Source organism: Marivirga lumbricoides (assembly GCF_014636295.1).
GTDB classification, from domain to species: Bacteria; Bacteroidota; Bacteroidia; order Cytophagales; family Cyclobacteriaceae; genus Marivirga; species Marivirga lumbricoides.
In genome coordinates this window covers 183363-203067 of record NZ_BMEC01000006.1, presented here as the reverse complement: position 1 = coordinate 203067, position 19705 = coordinate 183363, and the positions used below count along the sequence as shown (strand labels likewise).

17 protein-coding genes and 1 tRNA gene are annotated in these 19705 nt (G+C 35.2%); 4 read left to right on the top strand and 14 right to left on the bottom strand.

The features are described from left to right. Positions 1-140: 140 nt before the first annotated feature. The 14 genes from IEV85_RS10815 to IEV85_RS10755 all read right to left on the bottom strand — a co-directional run bounded on the left by IEV85_RS10815 (position 141) and on the right by IEV85_RS10755 (position 12822). Positions 141-341 carry a hypothetical protein gene (locus IEV85_RS10815; RefSeq protein WP_188463157.1) on the bottom strand — a complete coding sequence of 67 codons (201 nt, stop codon included), beginning with the start codon at positions 339-341 and terminating at the stop codon, positions 141-143. Between the two features lie 138 nt (positions 342-479). Next, positions 480-794, bottom strand: coding sequence for a hypothetical protein (locus IEV85_RS10810; protein ID WP_229712564.1), 315 nt, complete (start codon positions 792-794; stop codon positions 480-482). Between the two features lie 423 nt (positions 795-1217). Next, entirely contained in the window at positions 1218-1586 is a 369-nt protein-coding gene (locus IEV85_RS10805) for a YtxH domain-containing protein (protein ID WP_188463155.1), read from the bottom strand. A 214-nt stretch (positions 1587-1800) separates the two neighbouring features. Continuing rightward, entirely contained in the window at positions 1801-1983 is a 183-nt protein-coding gene (locus IEV85_RS10800) for a hypothetical protein (RefSeq protein ID WP_188463153.1), read from the bottom strand. 220 nt (positions 1984-2203) lie between these two features. Further along, positions 2204-2584 carry a globin domain-containing protein gene (locus IEV85_RS10795; RefSeq protein WP_188463151.1) on the bottom strand — a complete coding sequence of 127 codons (381 nt, stop codon included), beginning with the start codon at positions 2582-2584 and terminating at the stop codon, positions 2204-2206. 159 nt (positions 2585-2743) lie between these two features. Next, complete coding sequence (locus IEV85_RS25080; RefSeq protein ID WP_262892144.1) at positions 2744-2878, bottom strand: hypothetical protein; 135 nt, start codon at positions 2876-2878, stop codon at positions 2744-2746. A gap of 271 nt (positions 2879-3149) precedes the next feature. Beyond that, entirely contained in the window at positions 3150-3608 is a 459-nt protein-coding gene (locus IEV85_RS10790; RefSeq protein WP_188463149.1) for a cold-shock protein, read from the bottom strand. A gap of 242 nt (positions 3609-3850) precedes the next feature. Beyond that, positions 3851-4765 carry a glutaminase gene (locus IEV85_RS10785; RefSeq protein ID WP_188463147.1) on the bottom strand — a complete coding sequence of 305 codons (915 nt, stop codon included), beginning with the start codon at positions 4763-4765 and terminating at the stop codon, positions 3851-3853. Between the two features lie 144 nt (positions 4766-4909). Continuing rightward, the gene (locus tag IEV85_RS10780) at positions 4910-5524 is read right to left on the bottom strand and encodes a 50S ribosomal protein L25/general stress protein Ctc (RefSeq protein ID WP_188463145.1); all 615 of its coding nucleotides are present in this window, start codon (positions 5522-5524) and stop codon (positions 4910-4912) included. A 35-nt stretch (positions 5525-5559) separates the two neighbouring features. Next, positions 5560-6486, bottom strand: a complete 927-nt coding sequence (locus IEV85_RS10775; protein ID WP_188463143.1) for a ribose-phosphate pyrophosphokinase — start codon at positions 6484-6486, stop codon at positions 5560-5562. 67 nt (positions 6487-6553) lie between these two features. After that, positions 6554-6626, bottom strand: a tRNA-Gln gene (locus tag IEV85_RS10770). A 292-nt stretch (positions 6627-6918) separates the two neighbouring features. Next, positions 6919-7473 (bottom strand): DUF4136 domain-containing protein, encoded by a 555-nt coding sequence (locus IEV85_RS10765; protein ID WP_188463141.1) that lies wholly within the window; start codon positions 7471-7473, stop codon positions 6919-6921. A gap of 706 nt (positions 7474-8179) precedes the next feature. Then, complete coding sequence (gene purL, locus IEV85_RS10760; protein ID WP_188463139.1) at positions 8180-11872, bottom strand: phosphoribosylformylglycinamidine synthase; 3693 nt, start codon at positions 11870-11872, stop codon at positions 8180-8182. Between the two features lie 122 nt (positions 11873-11994). Further along, positions 11995-12822 (bottom strand): alpha/beta fold hydrolase, encoded by an 828-nt coding sequence (locus tag IEV85_RS10755; protein ID WP_188463138.1) that lies wholly within the window; start codon positions 12820-12822, stop codon positions 11995-11997. 220 nt (positions 12823-13042) lie between these two features. Here IEV85_RS10755 and IEV85_RS10750 point away from each other — a divergent pair, with 220 nt between their 5' ends. From IEV85_RS10750 to IEV85_RS10735, 4 genes are read left to right on the top strand one after another with little or no spacing between them, the layout of a single operon-like run. Next, a complete protein-coding gene (locus IEV85_RS10750) occupies positions 13043-13654 on the top strand; it encodes a TetR/AcrR family transcriptional regulator (protein ID WP_262892143.1) in 612 nt (203 codons plus the stop codon). Beyond that, positions 13638-15029, top strand: coding sequence for a TolC family protein (locus IEV85_RS10745; protein WP_188463136.1), 1392 nt, complete (start codon positions 13638-13640; stop codon positions 15027-15029). Before IEV85_RS10750 ends, IEV85_RS10745 begins: the two co-directional genes overlap by 17 nt. 32 nt (positions 15030-15061) lie before the next feature. After that, on the top strand, positions 15062-16198 hold the full coding sequence (locus tag IEV85_RS10740; protein ID WP_188463135.1) for an efflux RND transporter periplasmic adaptor subunit: 1137 nt from the start codon (positions 15062-15064) through the stop codon (positions 16196-16198). A 24-nt stretch (positions 16199-16222) separates the two neighbouring features. After that, positions 16223-19651, top strand: a complete 3429-nt coding sequence (locus IEV85_RS10735) for an efflux RND transporter permease subunit (protein ID WP_188463133.1) — start codon at positions 16223-16225, stop codon at positions 19649-19651. The last annotated feature ends 54 nt before the right edge of the window (positions 19652-19705 follow it).

The window sequence follows — 19705 nt, the reverse complement described above, 5'->3', positions numbered from 1 at the left end:
AGAAAGTTTATTGGCTAATTACTATCCTAGTTGTAATAATTTAATATTTTATGAAATATATAAAGGGAGAAATAAAGCGTACAAAAAAAGGAGAATAATTTTTTAGATTACTCTCCTTTTATTATTGAATAAGGCTTACTCTATTTTTTACCTCTGGAAGTCATTACAATACCTATTACTAGTATTATTCCGCTGATAATTAAGGGTGTCCAGTTAGCTGAACTCACGGCTATGTCCATTCCTAAAAAACTGAAGCTTTCTGAATCTTGAATGGCTTGTATACCAAATATAACGGTACCTATTAAGCCTAGTATAAGTAAAACTATACCTGCTGTTTTCATGTTTTGTATTGGTTTTTAGTGTTTCCTCATTTTAATGAGGTTAGTTATAAAATCCGCATAATTAATATTGTACAAGATTGTAAGTACTTTTAATAATGCCGGAGTGCTACAATTTGTTAACAGTAGTTTGTTCTGAGATTATAGCAATATAATTAATAGTAATACTATAATGATTAGGGCTCCTGCAGAAAGATAAATACCTCCACCAGCAGCTTTTAATTCACGCTTTATTGATCGAACTTCCTTTCTTAGTTCTTTTTTCTCTGAAGAACTCATGTCGGATTTGTCCATATTGCGAATCTCGTCCAGACGGGTAAGGAGTAACTTTACTTCTGCTGATTCTATCTTCTTTTCGTCATCAATTTTATCTGTAGTAGTTTCAGCTGATGATTGAAGGGGTAGGGTAATAAATAAAAATAGACCAACAACTATTCCTAATGTTTGCTTTTTCATAGTGTTTCTTTTTATGTTTAAAAAATCTACTTATTAGTACGGGCTAAGAAGCTAAAAAGGTTTATAATTATGCCATAAAATATCTTAAATGGCTTAAAAAGTACATTTATGGCTATTTATGAAACTTGAATTTTGTTAATCGTTTACTTTATGTAGTTTAATGGTAGTGTTTTAAAACTCATTTAAAAGTACTGATTATCTTATATTACTCAAACTTTTAATTAACCTCGAGTTATTTATAATTAGAGTATTTATTTTTCTTGCGGAAAAAGCGGAAACGAAGCTAAGAATGTTGTCTTCCCAAGATTTGAGGAATTAGTATTTCTACTTTTGATATGAGGATATTTATTAGCTTAGGTAGGGTGGAAAAATAAAAAAGAAGCTACCGGAGACCAATAACCTCTTTTCTAAAATTTGAATGCTTTACGAATCGCCTCTTTTGTTTGCTTTTGCAGCTATTTCTGCTGTTTCTTTTATTTCTTCCTTAGCATCTTTTTTGGCTTTACTGGCAGTTTTGCTTGTTTCGTTTACTTTTTTCTCAGCAGTATTTTTTACATCCTTCGCTTCCTTTTCTGAAGCATTTAGAAAGTTGTTCGCTTTGGTTTTTAAATTTTCAGCTTCTGAATTAACCTTATCAATTATATTGCTGCTAAAACTATTAACATCTTTAGCTATTTTTTTCCTGGTTTTCCTACCTTCAGAAGGGGCAAAAAGTACGCCTAAAGCAGCTCCTGAAAGCGCCCCGATTGCAATTCCTACTAATAAATTTTCACTATTATTAAGATTTTTCATATTTCTATTTTTTTAGTTTAATTCATTTACATTAAAATAATAATAATTAAAATGTATAATCTCAACTATTTTAAGTAGTGAGAAGGATCAACACTGATTGTAACTGTGACTACTTATGTATTAAGTGAATTAGTAATCACCTACTATAGTATTACTCGTCTAATAAGAATATGTTTTGAATTGAACGGTATTATTCTGTAAGTCTATGATATTATCATAATTTTGCAGTTTCACGAAAAGGAATAATATCCCTTTCTAAATACACTAATTCCTTTCTTTTCACATCTTCCTCTACCTTACAATAGTAGATTCCGGTAACGCATTTACTAATAAAAAGCTTCTGAGTAGGGCGGCTTCTGTCGCAAACTATTTCTCCTTTTTTGTACCTGGCTTTCATAATCACTAAATTTATATTTAAAATTAGCTATCCATTCAAATCGCTCTGGATTTCCGGATAATGAGTAAAGGTCAGGTAATGTTTGCAGCAAATTGTTACAATTTTTTAAGCAATTATTGTATAATTCACCAATTTTCAGATAGACGAAATGGATAATAATATCGATAAATTGTAATTAACTTTCGATAAATGGTTTTTTGTTAAAATATTGGATGGGCTGTCAAAATGAATTATTTCGCAGGTAATTGATCTTATGATGAAACATTTCTGCCATTTTATTAGCTCTCCATTTAGCTTCTTGTGCTTTGTCCCCAATGAAATTTTCATCTATAACTGTATAGAACAATTTTAACCATCTATTAAAATGCTTGTCGTCAATAAGTAGCTTAGCATGTGGGGCAAATGGCCTTCCGTGATAAGTATTTTCCTGAAGCAAAACTGTTTGCCAGAAGCTGTACATTTTTTCCAAATGCTCAGGCCAGCGATTGCCAATTTTATCATTGAAGATGGGGGAGAGTATCTCATCCTCTCTTACTTTGCCATAAAAGCTGTTCACTAAAAACTCTATATCTTCAATAGTAAGGATTTCCTTTTTACTCACTTTAAATTTCCAATCTGATTCGTAGAACAAAATTATTCTAAGAATAATCGTCTTCCTAATTATGTAAATGATTTTTCTGGAAGGAATTAATGAGAAGGGAGATAAAATTTTGCTATTTAAGGGAATCCTACTCTTAAATAGCAAAATTTGGGTTTAATGTTATGACCTTTTTCTTCTGCCTCTGGCATTTCTTCTTTTAGGTCTGTCATCTTCGCTTTTCGGAGCAGCTGAAGGTACATTCCAGCTATTACTAAAATCTGTCTTTTCTTCTCCGTATGGAATTCTCTCTTTCATAGTTAGTAAGTTTAGGACCTGAGTCCGGTTGATAATGTTTATTATACTCAAAGTTGGAGATAATAATAGGAGAGAGTGTTACACGATATTTTTTTTTATTTACAGATTTTAAGGATAGGTAATCGGTAAAAAGGGGAATATTATGTGAGTTGATGTTAGTGTAATGGTTTTAAAAGGTAAATAAAAAAGGGCAAAAAAAAAGCCCGGATTATTTCCAAACTTCATTTTTTAGCTACCCCTTTTTAGGCTAGTATAGGAGATTCAAATTATACTAGCTAATTAATTTCACTTTAATGGCATTTAATCCTTTCTGCCCCATTTCTGTTTCAAAAGTAACTTTATCGTTTTCATGAACATTATCTATAAGGCCATTCACGTGAACGAAGACACTATCTTGAGATTCGTGGTCTTTTATAAATCCGTAACCTTTTGATTCATTGAAAAATGTTATTGTTCCTTTTCTGATGGCATCTTCCGGATCTGGAGCCTCTTGTTTGGCTACTCCTATTTGAATATCTTCGGCTTTGATATTCTTCTTTTTTCTGGTGGGATCTGGCGGAGTATCCGTAATATTTCCATACTCATCTACATAGGCCATCATTTCTTCCATGCCTTTTCCTTTATCGGAATTCGCTTTTCGCTCTTCTTTTTTCTGTTCCTTGTCCTGCTTTTTTCTTAGCTTTTTCTTCTCTTTTTCTTTTTTATTAAATGTCTCTTGTGATCTACCCATAATGTGATTTAAATGATTAAAATATTTAAAAGTACTGAAATTGCGTTCAGGTAACTCAGGTAAGCAACAGAATAAACTGCGTTTCAGTTCTTTTACTAAACAAAGGTAAGGAAAAACTAATTACTTTCTATCATGCTCATTCTATCAATTTGTAATTAGTTATCAGGTAAAAGGGTTTTTAGGAGATTTAAGCAGCTTCAGCATTTTCAAAATGCCTAAGCTAATTGCTTCCAGGCAGGTATTCAGAAGATTGAGTACTCCGTTTCCGTAGTAAATCTTTCTAAAAATTTCATACCAAGGTTTGAATTTCCATTTGTATTTAACCTGGGGCTCCAAACTGAGAGAGCGTACTTACCAGGATGAACTGCTACAATTCCACCGCCTACACCGCTTTTACCTGGCAAGCCTATTTTAAAAGAAAAATCTCCTGCCTGATCGTAAAAACCACATAATTGCATAATTGCATTAATCCGCTTTGTTTTGCTGGCTGTTATGATTCTTTCTTTTGAATAGGGATTTACACCGTAGTTAGCCAGGTAAAGAAAAGTATGAGCCAATTCTTTACACGTCATTTCTATTGAACATAAGTTGAAGTAAAAATCCATTACCTCATCTATATCATTATTAATATTATTAAAATACTTCATCAGATTGATCAATGCTGTATTAATGTAGCTCATCGTTTTTTCTGATTCAGCAATGGTGGAAGAATATTGTAAAGATGCATTACCTGATACTTTTCTTACAAAGTGCAGAAATTCTTCTTTAGGATTCTCCATATGGCTTGTAAGGATATCACAAACGACTAGTGCACCGGAATTGATCATTGGGTTTCTTGGAATGCCTTTCTCATGTTCAAGCTGTAAAAGCGAGTTGAAAGGCGTGCCTGAGGGTTCTACGCCAACACGATGCCACAGTTTCTCGTCTTCCCACTTATAAGCCAATGTGAGAGAAAGAACTTTTGCTATACTTTGGATTGAGAACTTCTCGTTTGAGTCACCAAAAGAAGCATGCTGGTCATCAATTGTAGTAAGGTGAACACCAAACTTCTCAGGATCAACCTTGGCAAGTTCAGGAATATAATCAGCTACTTTTCCTGTAGCTGGTGTTTTTTCCAGCTCTTTGAATATTTTTTCAAATATTGAGGTATAGTTCATTTAGTGATTGTACGAATATAGTCAATTTGGTTACATCATATTTAATGAGCTTTTTTATTAAATATGTGCATCTCTAAAAAAGTATGGACAAAAAAAATCCTGCACTTAAAATGCAGGATTTTGTAACTCATTATTAAACCGGGATTATTCAGTAGCTTCCGCTTCAGCATCTTCTCCTTCAGCATCGCCAGCGTCTGCTGCTGTTTTACCTCTCAATGCTCTTGGTATTTCAACTACTGCAATAGAAGCTGCAGGAGTGTCTAATACTTCAATATTGTCAAGCTTTACAGTTTCAACTTTAACTGCTTTACCAAAATCCAAGTGAGAAATATCTACCTCTACAAACTCAGGCATATCTTTTGGTAAAGCCTTCAATGTAAGTGATCTTCTTTTGTGAATTAAAGTTCCCCCTTTTGTTACACCTGGTGCAGTACCAGTTAAATGAACTGGGATATTCATTTTAATTGCTTTTCCTTTGTGTAATTCAAGGAAATCAGCATGAAGGATCAATTCGTTTACAGGGTGAAAAGAAATATCCTGTAAAATTGCTTTGTATTCCTCACCTTCAATGTTAAGGTTTACAAAGTGTGCTTCTGCTGTATAAACTAACGGACGAAAAAGAATCATTGGCGCATAGAAGTGAACTTGTTTTTCACCACCATAAATTACTGCAGGAACCATCGCTTCTGCTCTTAATCTTTTCGCCTCTTTTTTGCCAAGATTTGCTCTTTTATACCCTATAATCTCAACTGTTTTCATAATATATATTAATTGTTAAAAGTGAATATGCTTAATTAAATAAATAATGCACTGATCGATTCGTGATCGTGTATTTTTCTGATAGCTTTAGCAAACATATCTGCTACTGTTAATACTTTAATTTTCTCCAGCTTTTCTTTCAGAGGTAAAGTATCAGTTGTAATCAGTTCATCCAAAGCAGAATTGCTGATGTTATTATAAGCATTACCTGATAATACAGGATGCGTAATAACGGCCCTTACAGATTTAGCTCCTTTTTCTTTCAGAATATCAGCAGCTGTACATAAGGTTCCTGCAGTGTCTATCAAATCATCAAAAAGAATTACGTCTTTTCCTTCTACTTCTCCAATTACCTGCATAGAGGCAATTTCATTGGCCTTCTTTCGGTGTTTATCACATACTACCATGTCCACCTGAAAGTGCTTGGCATATCTTCTTGCTCTTGCTGTACCTCCAACATCCGGAGAAGCAAAAACAGTACCGTCAGATATACTTTCTTTTAGATAAGGAACAAATATAGCTGAAGCATCCATGTGATCCACAGGGATGTTAAAAAAGCCTTGAATTTGTCCTGCATGTAAATCGCATGTTACCACTCTATCAGCTCCGGCCGCTTCAATAATGTTAGCCATTACTTTTGCACCTATGGCAACTCTGGGTTTATCTTTTCTATCCTGTCGAGCATAACCAAAGTAAGGCATTACTACCGTTACTTTTTCTGCACTTGCCCTTTTTGCCGCATCAATCATAAGAAGCAATTCCATGATATTGTCAGCAGGAGGGAAGGTAGACTGAATGATGAAAACATGATGGCCTCTGATTGATTCAGTGAAGTAAGGTGAAAGTTCTCCGTCACTAAATTTTTGTAATTCAATTCCTCCTAGTGGCTTGCCATAGCTTGAAGCTATTTTCTCAGATAAGTATTTGGATGACGAGCCGGAGAATATTTTTACAGAGGACATGATTTTTTAGAAGTTAAAGCACTTTAAAAAAAAGTCCCGTTCCAATCTCTTGAAACGGGCTTTATTGTTGCCCGACTAGGTCTCGAACCTAGACTCTTCTGTACCAAAAACAGACGTGTTGCCAATTACACCATCGGGCAATCTTGATCCCCTTATTGCTAAGAGAACACAAAGGTAATAACGAATTTATTTTGTGCAAACATTGAACGAAAAATAATTGATCTTTTTTTCTTCTTTTTTTTGGATCAAACGCTAACTGGCTTGTTTTTAGAGATATATCTTCAAGAAAAAAAATAAGAAAAATCTTCAAATAAGTTCCTTTTTAAAATACAGCGCCCCACTTTTATAAAAAAAGAATTTCACTGCCCTTCAATAGAAGGTGCAGAACATCTCAATTGATGCAATGATTTAGTTGAAAAAGTTATTAGTGTATTACTTGTAGTTTTTTCTTTCAGGAAGATAACTATATTCTTTGAGAATACTGATTACAGCAATTCTGGTTTTTCTGGGATCCTCAAAAATTCTGTCTTTATACAAGTCGGTAGTATAACCTTGCCAGATCATAGAGTAATCTTCTTTGTCAGTAAAATTAATTACAAAGGTACCGTCACTGATAGGGAATTCCTGCTTTTTATATTCCTCCTTTTGTTTTTCTTCTTTATTTTTCAACTTAATAAATGTAGCCATTTCTGGCTGCTTGTATCCCTTGTAATTAAGGCTGTCATTAAAATAGAAATAATTGACCAGAAACTTTGAGCTATTGGGTTCATATGTATAGCCTAATAGTTCCAGATGATTCCTGATGGTGCTTTTAATCAGCTCATCTGTTGCAGTGTCAAAAATGTTTTCGGCATTTACAAAACTAAATGATTCATACTTTTCAAATTCTCCCAGAAATTTGTAATCGTATTCAACTGGATATTCTCTGGTTAGATAGCAAGAGCTAAGGAGAATGGTTATGGTTGCGAATGTAAGATATTTTGTCATAGTCATTTAAATTTAACAATCATTTTGATTAAATGTTACTAAAACATAGATTATATTAAAATTTAGAAAATTCACAAGAGTTAAATATTAATGTCTGTAAATTTTCATATATATAATACGCAGGTTTATTAAAGTACGGATTTTTTATTTTGATGTGGGTTTATATGGATAATTATTTAAAATGCTGATTACTGTAATGTGGGCCTTTAAAGATTTTTTGGTGTATAAATCAGTAGTAAAGCCCAGCCAAATAACATCATTGTTCCTGCCATCAGTAAAATTTATGAAGAAAGGTCCATTTGTTTAGATCAACTATTTTTCCCTTGTCTATTCTTATTGAATGCCTTTCTACATTATCCCTTTGGCAAAAGAGAATGGGATTCTGTTTGTTCGTAGGCAACCTAATTCAGCTATTTCGGAATTTCATGAAACACAATATAGAAGCTTGGTTTAGGATCATAAAGACACCCTAATCATTCAAGTTCATTTCTTAAGGACAAGCAAGTTTATATGCTGTTGAATTAGGTTAAGGAATTGTAATCGGCAAAATCAGAATCACAATTATATCCTCCGGAAAGATTTCTATTTACACTACAAGAAAGAATAGTATTACAGATAGGGTCAGTGCAATTAAAAAAATTAACCATGGCTGTAGGTGGTTTATATTTTTAATTACACTGAGAAATGAAGTTATATATTTTGCATGCTATTTTTGATGTTTTTTCACCCAGTTAAAAGCATTAACCAAAGCTTCTACCCAAGGGGATAATTCATCTTCAAGCCTGTCTTCAGGATAGTGAGCCCAGTTCCAAGGGAATATACTCCTTTCCAGGTGTGGCATTATTGCTAAATGTCTGCCGTCTTCCGAGCAAACAGCAGCGGTGTTAAATGAAGAGCCATTCGGGCTTGCAGGATAAGCTGTGTAAGAATACTTAGCAGCAATATGGTAAGCAGACTCTTTTTCCGGCATTACAAAGCGACCTTCACCATGTGCTATCCAAATACCCATTCTACTGCCTTCCAGAGAAGATAGCATCACTGAATTATTTTTAGGCACATCAACGTTCACAAAGCCACATTCAAATTTATGAGAGCTGTTGTGTTCCATTGTAATTTTTTGCTTGTGCTCAGGATAAACAAGATCCAATGCTATCATTAATTGACAGCCATTGCACACTCCAAGACTTAGTGTATCTTTTCTTTTGTAAAAATTATCGAGGGCAGATTTAGCATTTTCGTTGTATTTGAAAGCACCAGCCCAGCCCTTTGCAGAACCGAGCACATCTGAATTAGAGAAACCTCCGGTAAAAACAATGAAATTCACATCAGTAAGGTCTTCTTCACCACTCATCAGGTCAGTCATGTGAATGTCTTTCACATCGAAACCAGCCATATACATCATATAAGCCATCTCTCTGTCGCTGTTTACACCTTTTTCACGGATAATAGCGGCTTTTACTCCGGAAGCTGTTGTACGGTTTTTGTCTAAACCTAAAGATTCCCAGGTGCCTTTAAAATGTTGAGGGAAATCAAACTTAAGCTCCTGTGATTTGTAATTATCGAACCTCTGTTGTGCAAGCTCTGCGCCACTCTGTTTGCTATCCAACAAAAAGGAGGTTTCATACCACTCATCTCGCAGTTGTGGAATAGAAAGCACTAAGTTAGTGGTGTTTTTTTGAATAGTTAAAGTATCTTGTTGATGTATTTTACCAAGATCATAAAACTGAATATCATTGGTTTTTAGCTCTTCCAGAACTGAAAGATCATTTACCTGAAGCAACAGGCCAGGTTGTTCGCTGAATAGTACTTTTACTAAATCTTCTTCAGGAATAGAGACTAAGTTTAAATCCATTCCCCAATTATTATGAGGAAAACACATTTCCAACAGGGAGGTAATTAAACCACCTGAGCCAATATCATGTCCGGCCAGTATTCTTTGATCCTGAACAAACTGTTGAATAACTTCGAAAGCTTTCTTAAAATGAGTAACATCTTTGGCTTGAGAAGTTTTTGCCCCCAGTTCATTCCTTACTTGAGCAAAAGCACTTCCACCGAGCTCATAGCTGTCTTTAAGAAGGTTGATGTAAAGAATCCTGCTATCATTCACAGGTTTTAAAGCAGGGCTGATTACTTTTTTAATGTCTGATACTTCACCACCGGCAGATATAATCACAGTTCCCGGGGCGTATACCTTCTCCCCATCGGGATATTTTTGCACCATAGATAATGAATCTTTTCCTGTTGGAATATTAATTCCAAGAGCAATGGCAAAGTTGCTTACAGCCTCCACTGCTTCGTATAGCCTTGCATTTTCTCCCTCATTTTTCGCAGGCCACATCCAGTTAGCGCTTAAAGAAATACCTTTCAAGCCTTCTTCAATAGGAGCCCAAATTATATTGGTTAATGCTTCTGCTATTGCCAATTGAGAGCCAGCAGTAGGATTTACCAATGCACTAACCGGAGAGTGTCCTATAGAGGTGGCAATACCTTTTTCACCCTGGAAATCAAGCGCCATCACTGCAACATTGTTAAGAGGCAATTGAATAGGTCCAGTAGTTTGTTGTTTGGCAACTCTACCGGTAACACATCGGTCCACTTTATTGGTAAGCCAATCTTTACAGGCCACAGACTCTAACTTCAGTACTTCTTTTAAGTACTCTTCTATTTTACTTGAAGTATAATGTATTTCAGAAAATTTTTCCTGCCTTCTGCTATCTGTCAATAAGGTTTTTGGGGAGTTTCCAAACATGGAAGCTAATGGCCAGTCTACAGGGTTTTTCTTTCCCTCAGTATTTTCGAAGCTAAAATGCTGATCTCCTGTAATTTCTCCTACTACATAGAAAGGGGCTCGCTCTCTTTTAGATACTTTCTCAAGAATATGCAGGTCTTTTTCCTTTATCACCAATCCCATTCTTTCCTGGGATTCATTTCCTATGATTTCTTTGGCAGATAATGTGGAATCTCCTACAGGAAGTTTTTTCAAATCAATTTTACCACCAGTATCTTCCACTAATTCGGATAAACAATTAAGATGTCCACCAGCGCCATGGTCATGTATTGAAATTATCGGGTTTTTACCTGATTCAGCCATTGCTCTTATAGCGTTAGCCACTCTTTTCTGCATTTCAGGATTAGCTCTTTGTACTGCATTGAGTTCTATCTGGCTTTCAAACTGGCCGGTATCTACAGAAGAAACAGCACTTCCTCCCATACCTATGCGGTAATTGTCACCCCCCATCACTATGATTTTATCACCCTTTTGAGGTTTATCTTTCTGGCTTTCTTCTAATATGCCATAACCAATACCACCTGCCTGCATGATAACCTTATCAAAGCCATATTTTTTACCATTTTGCTCATGCTCAAAAGTAAGAACGGAGCCGGCAATTAAAGGCTGCCCAAATTTATTCCCAAAATCAGAGGCACCATTAGAGGCTTTGATGAGGATATCCATTGGCGACTGATATAGCCACTTTCGCTCTTTCATACCATTCTCCCATGGCCTGTTTTCTTTTAACCTTGAGTAGGAAGTCATGTAAACAGCAGTTCCTGCTAAAGGGATTCCTGCTTTTCCTCCGGCCATTCTGTCTCTTATTTCTCCTCCTGATCCTGTTGCTGCACCATAAAATGGTTCAACAGTGGTAGGAAAATTATGTGTCTCTGCTTTTAAAGAAATAGTGGCATTAAATTCTTTTTTAACAAAGAAATCTGCTTTAGTTTGATCTGACGGAGCAAATTGCTGTACACGGGGCCCTTTGAGGTAAGCAACATTGTCCTTATAAGCAGAAATAATTCTATTAGGATTTTCTTTAGAGGTCTTCTTGATAAGTTGAAATAGGGTAGAAGGCATTTCCTGGCCATCTATCACAAATGTTCCGTTGAAAATCTTATGTCGACAGTGTTCTGAGTTCACCTGGGAAAATCCGAACACTTCGCTATCTGTCAGTTTTCTTCCGAGCTCTTTGCTTACATTTTTTAGGTATTCAACCTCATCATCGTTCAAGGCAAGGCCTTCTTTTTGATTGTAAGCTGCAATATCATCAACTAGCAAAACGTCTTCAGGATCAATATCAATGTTGAAAATCTTCTCACTGAGTCCCTGATACTTTGCCTGGAGCATAGGATCTATACTATCAGATAGGCTGGAAAGCTTTTCAAATATTTCAATTCTAAAAATACCATCAATACCCATGGTTTGAGTAATTTCCACAGCATTTGTGCTCCAAGGACTCACCATTTCCTTTCTCGGCCCCACATAAACTTCTTTCAATAGTTCAGGTGTGACCTGCTCTTTCGCATTAAAAAGCCATAGAAGTTTATCTAAATCTTCTGTCGAAAATGTTTTTTGATGGCCAACGGCATAAATCTGATGAGACTTTCCCTGAAAAAAACTTAGCATGATGTATTATATAATAAGTGGAGTTGTTTCGAGTGGCAAAGGTAGAAAATCTAAATAATTTATTAAGTCAAAGTTTAAGACAATTTCTTTATAAAGAAACAGGGGTTAAGGCAATTAGAAAATTAGTCTATTTTAAACTTTAGTTTTTTCGGATTTTCCCTGAAATAAACTGCGGTATCAGCAATAAGGGAGTTATGACCAGACTCTAAGATAATGTTTTCATATTCATTAACATGTGTTAGTAAATTCATCATATTACCTGAGGTAATGATTTTGTCGTATTTACCTGTAATCATATAAGTAGGTATTTGATGCTGATTTAAAATTCCAGCTATATTTTTTAAGTTGAAGGTTAGGTGACGAAACATTACCCAGGCCAGGTACACTCTTCGTCTTTTGGCCCGGGTATTCATTTGGCTGTTAGCAAATTTTATAAGGCTTTTATCTACCAGGCCTAAGTTTTTAGAGAACCTAAGTAAGTGCTGAAAGTATTTCGGTTGGGTAATCATTGCCCTAAAGAATTTTCTGAAGGCTATTGGGTAGGTGGCGAGGCTATACCAAAAGGATGTTTTTACACCATCAGGAGCTATTAATATAAATTGGTTTATGCTATTCTGGAATGCTTCCAGTGTTGCCATAGCAAATTTTCCTCCCATGCTGTAACCGCACACTGCGAAGGTAGATATACCGTGAGTACTAAGAACTTTCTCTACAATTTGCTTCCAGTCACTTTTTGTTAAAGCTTTATTTTTTTCCTTCCAGTCACTATTTCCATGGTAGAAAATATCAAAACTTAATATGGTATATTTATTACTCAGGTTTTTCTCAAATGAGTCATATATTGAGGCATTCTGACCAAAGCCATGAAAGGCTAATAAAAAGTTTTGACCTGCACCGGATATTCTATAACTCAAATGATTCTGGCCAAATTTAATACTGTAATCTTTCATTTTTGGCTAAAAATATCTCGAACTGTCATGTTGTTTTTTCATTGATTTTCTTTGCAAACGATTGCCATTAACAAATGTATCTCACTGATTCATAGGTTTATAAATATTTTTCATAAAAGTTTTTATAATGCGAAAACATATTTTACATTTGCCCGTTGGAAACCACGGAAACTAAAAATAAAACTAAAGTTTCCTTTACAATTTTTGCAATATAACGAATTTGAGTACAGAGAAAAATATATTAGAGTGTGCGAAAAGCCTTTTTATGCAATTTGGTTTAAGGTCTGTGACCATGGATGATATTGCAAGGAAAAATGGAGTAAGTAAAAAAACTATTTACCAGTTTTTCAGAGACAAAAGTGCTATCATTCAAAACACCATTAAAGGCCACTTTGAGAATCATAAAAAGTCAATTATTGAGGCAGTGAATAATACTGAGAACGCTGTACAGGCTTTATTTCAGATTTCTTTATGTATGAAAAAGCAGACAGAAACTGTAAACCCGACTTTGATATACGATTTACAAAAGTATTATCCTAAAGCTTATAAAAAAGTGATTGAGTTTAAGCAGGAATTCATGCAGGACTTACTGATTAGTATCCTTTATCAGGGGATTAAAGAAGGCCTGTTTCGTAAGGAAATTAACGTGGAGATATTAGCTATTCTTAGAATTGAGGAAGTACAATTGGCATTTGATAATATTTTTCCGAGAGATAGATTTGATTTTAAGACAGTACATGTTCAAATGTTTGATCATTTTATACATGGTATTTTAACAGAAAAAGGTAGAGAACAATATAATTTTTATGTAAATCATGAGCAAAAAGCTTAACAAATTAGTCATCATCGTATCAATAATTTGCTTTAGTACTCCTGAATGGGGAAGTGCCCAGCAAATTAGCACAGATCAGCCATTGAGTTTGGAAGAATGTGTACAGTTCGCTTTGGAAAACAATTACACATTACAATCTACGCGATTACAGGAAGGGATAGCTGAAACGCAAGTAGGCGAAACCAGGGCGATGGGTTTGCCTCAGGCAAGTGTGCGAAGTAACATTAATTATAACTACGAGGTACAAAAAGCATTTTTGCCCAATGCGTTATTTGGTCCGGACACCACAAGTAACGAGCCTTTCGATCCTGAAGGGTTTACTCCGGTTCAATTTAGCCCTAATTACGATGGGAATGCTACTTTTTCAGTTTCGCAATTGATATTTGATGGGTCTTATTTTGTAGGTCTTCAGGCCGCTAAGACCTTAAGGGAACTGCGTCAAAAAGAGACTAATCAATCAGAAATAGAAACAGTTGAAGCAGTAACCAAAGCTTATTATACTGTATTGATTAATCAGGAAAGAAGTGAGTTAGTAGACGCCAACATTAATCAGTTGGAAGAATTACTAAATGATACGAGAGCTTTGAACGAGAATGGATTTGCTGAAAGTATAGAGGTAGACAGAGTACAGGTGAATCTAAACAATACAAAAACGGAGAAAAATAAAATTCAAAGAGGGTTAAACTATGCTATGGACCTTTTAAAGTTTCAAATGGGTCTTCCATTGTCAGAAGAAATTACTCTTTCCGGAGATGTGAAGAACCTTTCTCTAAATGTTACTGAGTATGCTACTCAAATTGAACAATTTAATTATGAGCAAAGGGTTGACTATAGAATTCTAAAGACTAATAAAGAGCTTTCTGAGCTGGATTTAAAAAATAACAAAGCTACTCATTTACCGAAACTGAGCGCTAACTTTAGCTACGGCTATAATACGGGTGTAAATGAATTTAGTGAACTATGGGACTTCAATAACAACTGGTTAAGTTTTGGTGCGGTAGGAATCAGCTTACAATGGGATTTATTTACAGGATTGAGAAGGTCAAATCTGATGCAGAGAAATAGGATTCAGATTGAGCAGCTTGATATACAAAAGGAAGCATTGGAGAAATCTATAGATCTTGAAATCAGACAATTGAGAGATAATTTAAGAAGTGCAAAAGAAAGCCTGGAAGTACAGGAAGCTAATAAGAAATTAGCAAATAAAGTATTTGAACAGTCTCAGATTAAGTACAATAATGGAGTTGGAAGCAGCAATGAATTAATTGAAGCAGAAACAGCCAGGAAAACCGCTGAAACCAACTATTACAATGCATTATATGATGCAGTTATCACACAAATAGAATTAGAAAAAGCATTAGGAACACTTTATTAAGTTTGAACACATTGATTATAAATAATAGAAACATGAAAAACACCTTATTTTTAGCCATTTCAATCCTGCTATTAGCATCTTGCGGGGGTGAAACTGATGTAGAATCAAAAAAAGCAAAATTAGAAACTTTAAAGCAGGAGATTCAGCAGAAAGAAGTAGAAGTGAGGGAGTTGGAGAAGGAGATAGCGCAATTGGATCCGAAATTTGCCAAGCAAATGGACAAGTCTGTGTTAGTAGAAACTAAAACCTTAGAAGCTGCACCTTTTGTTCATAAAATTCAGGTGCAAGGAGAGGTAGCTTCAAGAAAAAACATAGACATGAGCACTGAAACACCAGGAAGAGTAATTCAGGTGAATGTTGAATCTGGTGATGTGGTTAAAAAAGGACAGACTTTGATTCAATTGGACGCTCAAAGTACAAGAAATACAATTGATGAATTAAAAACTTCATTGGAGTTGGCTACAACCAAGTTTGAAAAGCAAAAGAACTTGTGGGATCAGGAGATTGGTACTGAAGTACAATATCTGGAGGTTAAAAACAGAAAAGAGTCATTGGAGAGACAATTAGAAAGTGCTCAGACTCAATTATCTAAAGCTTATATAAGAGCTCCTTTTAGTGGTATTGTGAATGAGGTTATTACTAAAGTAGGAGAATATGTTTCTCCTGGAATGCCTGTTCTTTCATTGGTAAGCCAGGAGGAAATGTACTTGAAAGCGGATGTATCAGAAGAGTACATTAATGATTTTAAAGTGGGCGATCCGGTAGAGGTTTATTTGCCTTCCACAAAGGACACACTATCAACTAAGATAAGTGCATTGAGCTACGTAATTAATCAGGCTAACAGAACTTTCCAAATAGAAGTTAAATTAACGGATAAAATGAACAGCTTAAAACCAAACCAGTTTGCCCGCATTGATTTAATCAACTATCAAAACCCTGAAGCTATTGTGGTTAATTCCGAAGTAGTACAGGAGGATAGTGAAGGCGAGTTTGTTTTTACAGTTATTAATAAAGAGGGTGTAAAGGTAGCTAACAAAGTAAGAGTAGAACCAGGAGAAACCTATAGCAATGAAACAGAAATTATTAGTGGTTTAAAGTCAGGAGATGTTATAATTTCCGAGGGCTATAGAGAAGCTGTTAATGGAATTACTGTAAAAGTTACAAAATAATTAGCCTTTTTTAAGCAAAATTTTATGAGTGAGCAAAAGAAAAAGAAGCTGGAAAAAGAGTTCGGACTGACCTCCATGTCAGTTAATAACAGAACTACCGTTTATGTATTGACTTTTATTATAGTGTTGATGGGGGTAATTTCCTATATCAATTTACCAAAGGAGAACTTTCCTGAGATTAGCCAACCTACTATTTATGTAGGAACACCACATCCGGGGAATTCACCGGCTGATATGGAAAAGCTGATTACACGCCCTCTGGAAAAGGAAATTAATACTATTTCTGACGTTGATAAGATCAAGTCTACTTCGGTACAGGATTACTCCACAATTATTGTGGAATTTACTACAGATACTGATGTAGATGCTGCGTTGCGGGAAGTTAAGGATGCTGTAGATAAAGCGCGTTCCGAGTTGCCATCAGATTTGAAGGATGATCCTAATGTATTTGAATTAAATGTTTCTGAATTTCCTATATTAAACATCAATTTATCAGGAAATTATAGCCTGGAAACATTGAATGGTTATGCAGAATATTTAGAAGAGGAATTAGAGAAATTCCCTGAAATGTCTAAAGCGGAAATACGAGGTGTTGATGAAAAGGAAGTAAAAATCAATGTGGATCCTTTACAGATGGAAGCCCGTAAAGTGAGTTTTGCGGACATAGAAAATGCTGTTAAGGCTGAAAATATGACAATGTCCGGTGGTAATATCAAAACAGGTAAAATAAGAAGAACTGTTTCTATCTCCGGTGAATATAAAGACCCTAAGCAATTACTCAACCTGATCGTTAAAAATGAAAATGGAAGAATTGTTTATTTGAAGGATATTGCTGAAGTTGAATTTGACTACAAGGAGAAAGAAAGCTATGCTCGTTTGAATAACGAAGCTGTAGTAATGGTTGATGCTGTAAAAAGAAGTGGTGAAAACTTGCTTATTCTTACTGATAAAATCTATGAATTAGTTGACAGAGCCAAGGAAGAAGTATTTCCGGAAGATTTGGAAGTAGTTATTACCAATGACCAGTCGCAACAAACAAGAGATCAGGTAAGCAGCCTTGAAAATAATATTATTTCAGGGGTGATATTGGTGGTATTGGTTTTACTTTTCTTTTTAGGTACACGAAATGCACTTTTTGTAGGTGTAGCTATCCCGATGTCAATGTTTATGGCCTTCCTTATTTTAGGAACCCTTGGCATTACTATTAATATGATTGTGCTGTTCTCTTTAATCATGGCTCTGGGAATGTTAGTGGATAATGGGATTGTGGTAGTAGAAAATGTTTACCGACTGATGGAAGAAGGATATTCTGCTATTCAAGCTACTAAAATAGGTGTAGGAGAGGTGGCGTGGCCTATTATATCTTCTACGGCAACAACTTTGGCGGCATTCTTACCTTTAGCTTTTTGGCCTGGTTTAATTGGTGAGTTTATGAAATACCTACCAATTACCTTAATCATTACTTTAGGTTCGTCTCTTTTTGTGGCATTGGTTATTAATCCGGTATTTATCGCTTCATTTATGAATCTGGATGATGAAAAAGAAGTGAAACATAAAAAGGTATTGCGTAATGCCTTCATTTTTATTGGTTTAGGGATTGTTTTGCTGGTACTAAGTCTTTTAATATTGGATAATGTAACAACCCTTAATGTAATAGGTAACCTTTTAATATTATTTGGTACACTGGGTTTATTAAACACTTATGTACTCATGCCCGGAGCAAGAGCTTTTCAAAAGAGGTCATTGCCTGCTCTTGACAGACTTTATGGCAGGACTTTAAGATATGCAGTAATAGGAAGAAGACCTTACTTTTTTCTTGGCGGAACTATAGTGGCATTGATAGGGTCTATTGTTTTAATGGGAATTTTTACACCAGACGTATTATTCTTCCCTGAAAATGAGCCTAAGTATGTAAATGTGTTCATCGAGTATCCTGTAGGAACAGATGTTGAGCAGACTAATAAATTTGCTAAGCGGGTAGAAGGACAGGTAAAGGAAGTAATTTCACCTTATTCTGAAATTGTAGAATCAGTAGTTACCAATGTAGGTCAGGGAGCTTCAGATCCGGGAGATCCTACAGCTGTAGGGCAGTCAGATACTCCGAATAAAGGAAGGATTACAGTAAACTTTGTAGAATATAAATACCGAAATGGAGTAAACACTACAGAGGTGATGAATAAAATAAGGGATGCCGTTAGCGAGTACCCAGGAGTAGATATTACAGTTGATAAAGATCAGGCGGGGCCTCCTACAGGAAAGCCTATTAATATAGAAATCAGCGGTGATGATTTTGATGAGCTAATAGATATTTCAGACAGGCTGACACTCTTTATTAACAACCTTAATATTTCAGGTATAGAGAATCTTCAGTCTGATTTGGAAACAGGTAAGCCGGAACTGAAGATCAATATTAACAGGGAAAAGGCAAGACGGTTCGGGTTGAGTACAGCCACTATTGCTAATGAAATCAGAACAGGACTTTTTGGTAAAGAAATTTCTACCTATAAAGAAGGTGAAGATGATTATGAGGTACAATTGAGGTATTCTGATGAGTACAGATATGATGTAGATGCCATGATTAATAAGAAGATCACTTATAGAGATCAGGCTTCTGGTAAAGTAAATCAAGTACCAATTAGTGCTGTGGCAAATCTGGAATATACCAGTACTTATGGCTCAATCAACCGTAAGGAAATGGAAAGAGTAGTTACACTATATTCTAACGTTTTGGAAGGATATAACGCAACTAATATTAATAATCAAATAAAGGCATCGATAGAAGATTTTCAGGTACCAAAAGGATACAATGTTAAATTTACAGGTGAACAGGAGGAACAAGCAAAGGAAATGGAGTTCTTAAGTGGTGCTTTATTATTAGCTGTATTCCTCATTTTCTTAATTATAGTTGCTCAGTTTAATAAGTTGACAGCACCTTTCATCATCATGAGTTCTGTAATTTTTAGTACAATTGGTGTATTCTTAGGATTGGTTATTTTCCAGATGGATTTTATTGTTGTAATGACCATGATCGGAATCATTTCACTGGCTGGTATAGTGGTGAACAATGCAATTGTGTTAATTGACTTTATTGAAATCAGTAAAACCAACATTAAAATGAATTTGCCTGAAGGGCAGGAACTATCATACGATGATGTTCAATCTGCTGTAATGGAAGCTGGTAAAACACGTTTAAGGCCAGTACTTTTAACGGCTATTACAACCGTATTGGGGCTTATTCCACTGGCAATTGGTTTCAACTTCGATTTTATTGGTCTGTTTTCTCAATTTGATCCCGATTTTTATATTGGTGGTGATTCTGTAATGTTCTGGAAGCCAATATGTTGGACGATAATTTTCGGTTTAACTTTTGCAACCTTCCTAACATTGGTAATTGTGCCGGTAATGTATTTATTAGCTAATAAGCTAAATGCTAAATTTGGAATAGGAAGGTAATTTCCTTAAGCCTGCTGAACGAAGAAGTTCAGCAGGCTTTACATTTGTCCTACA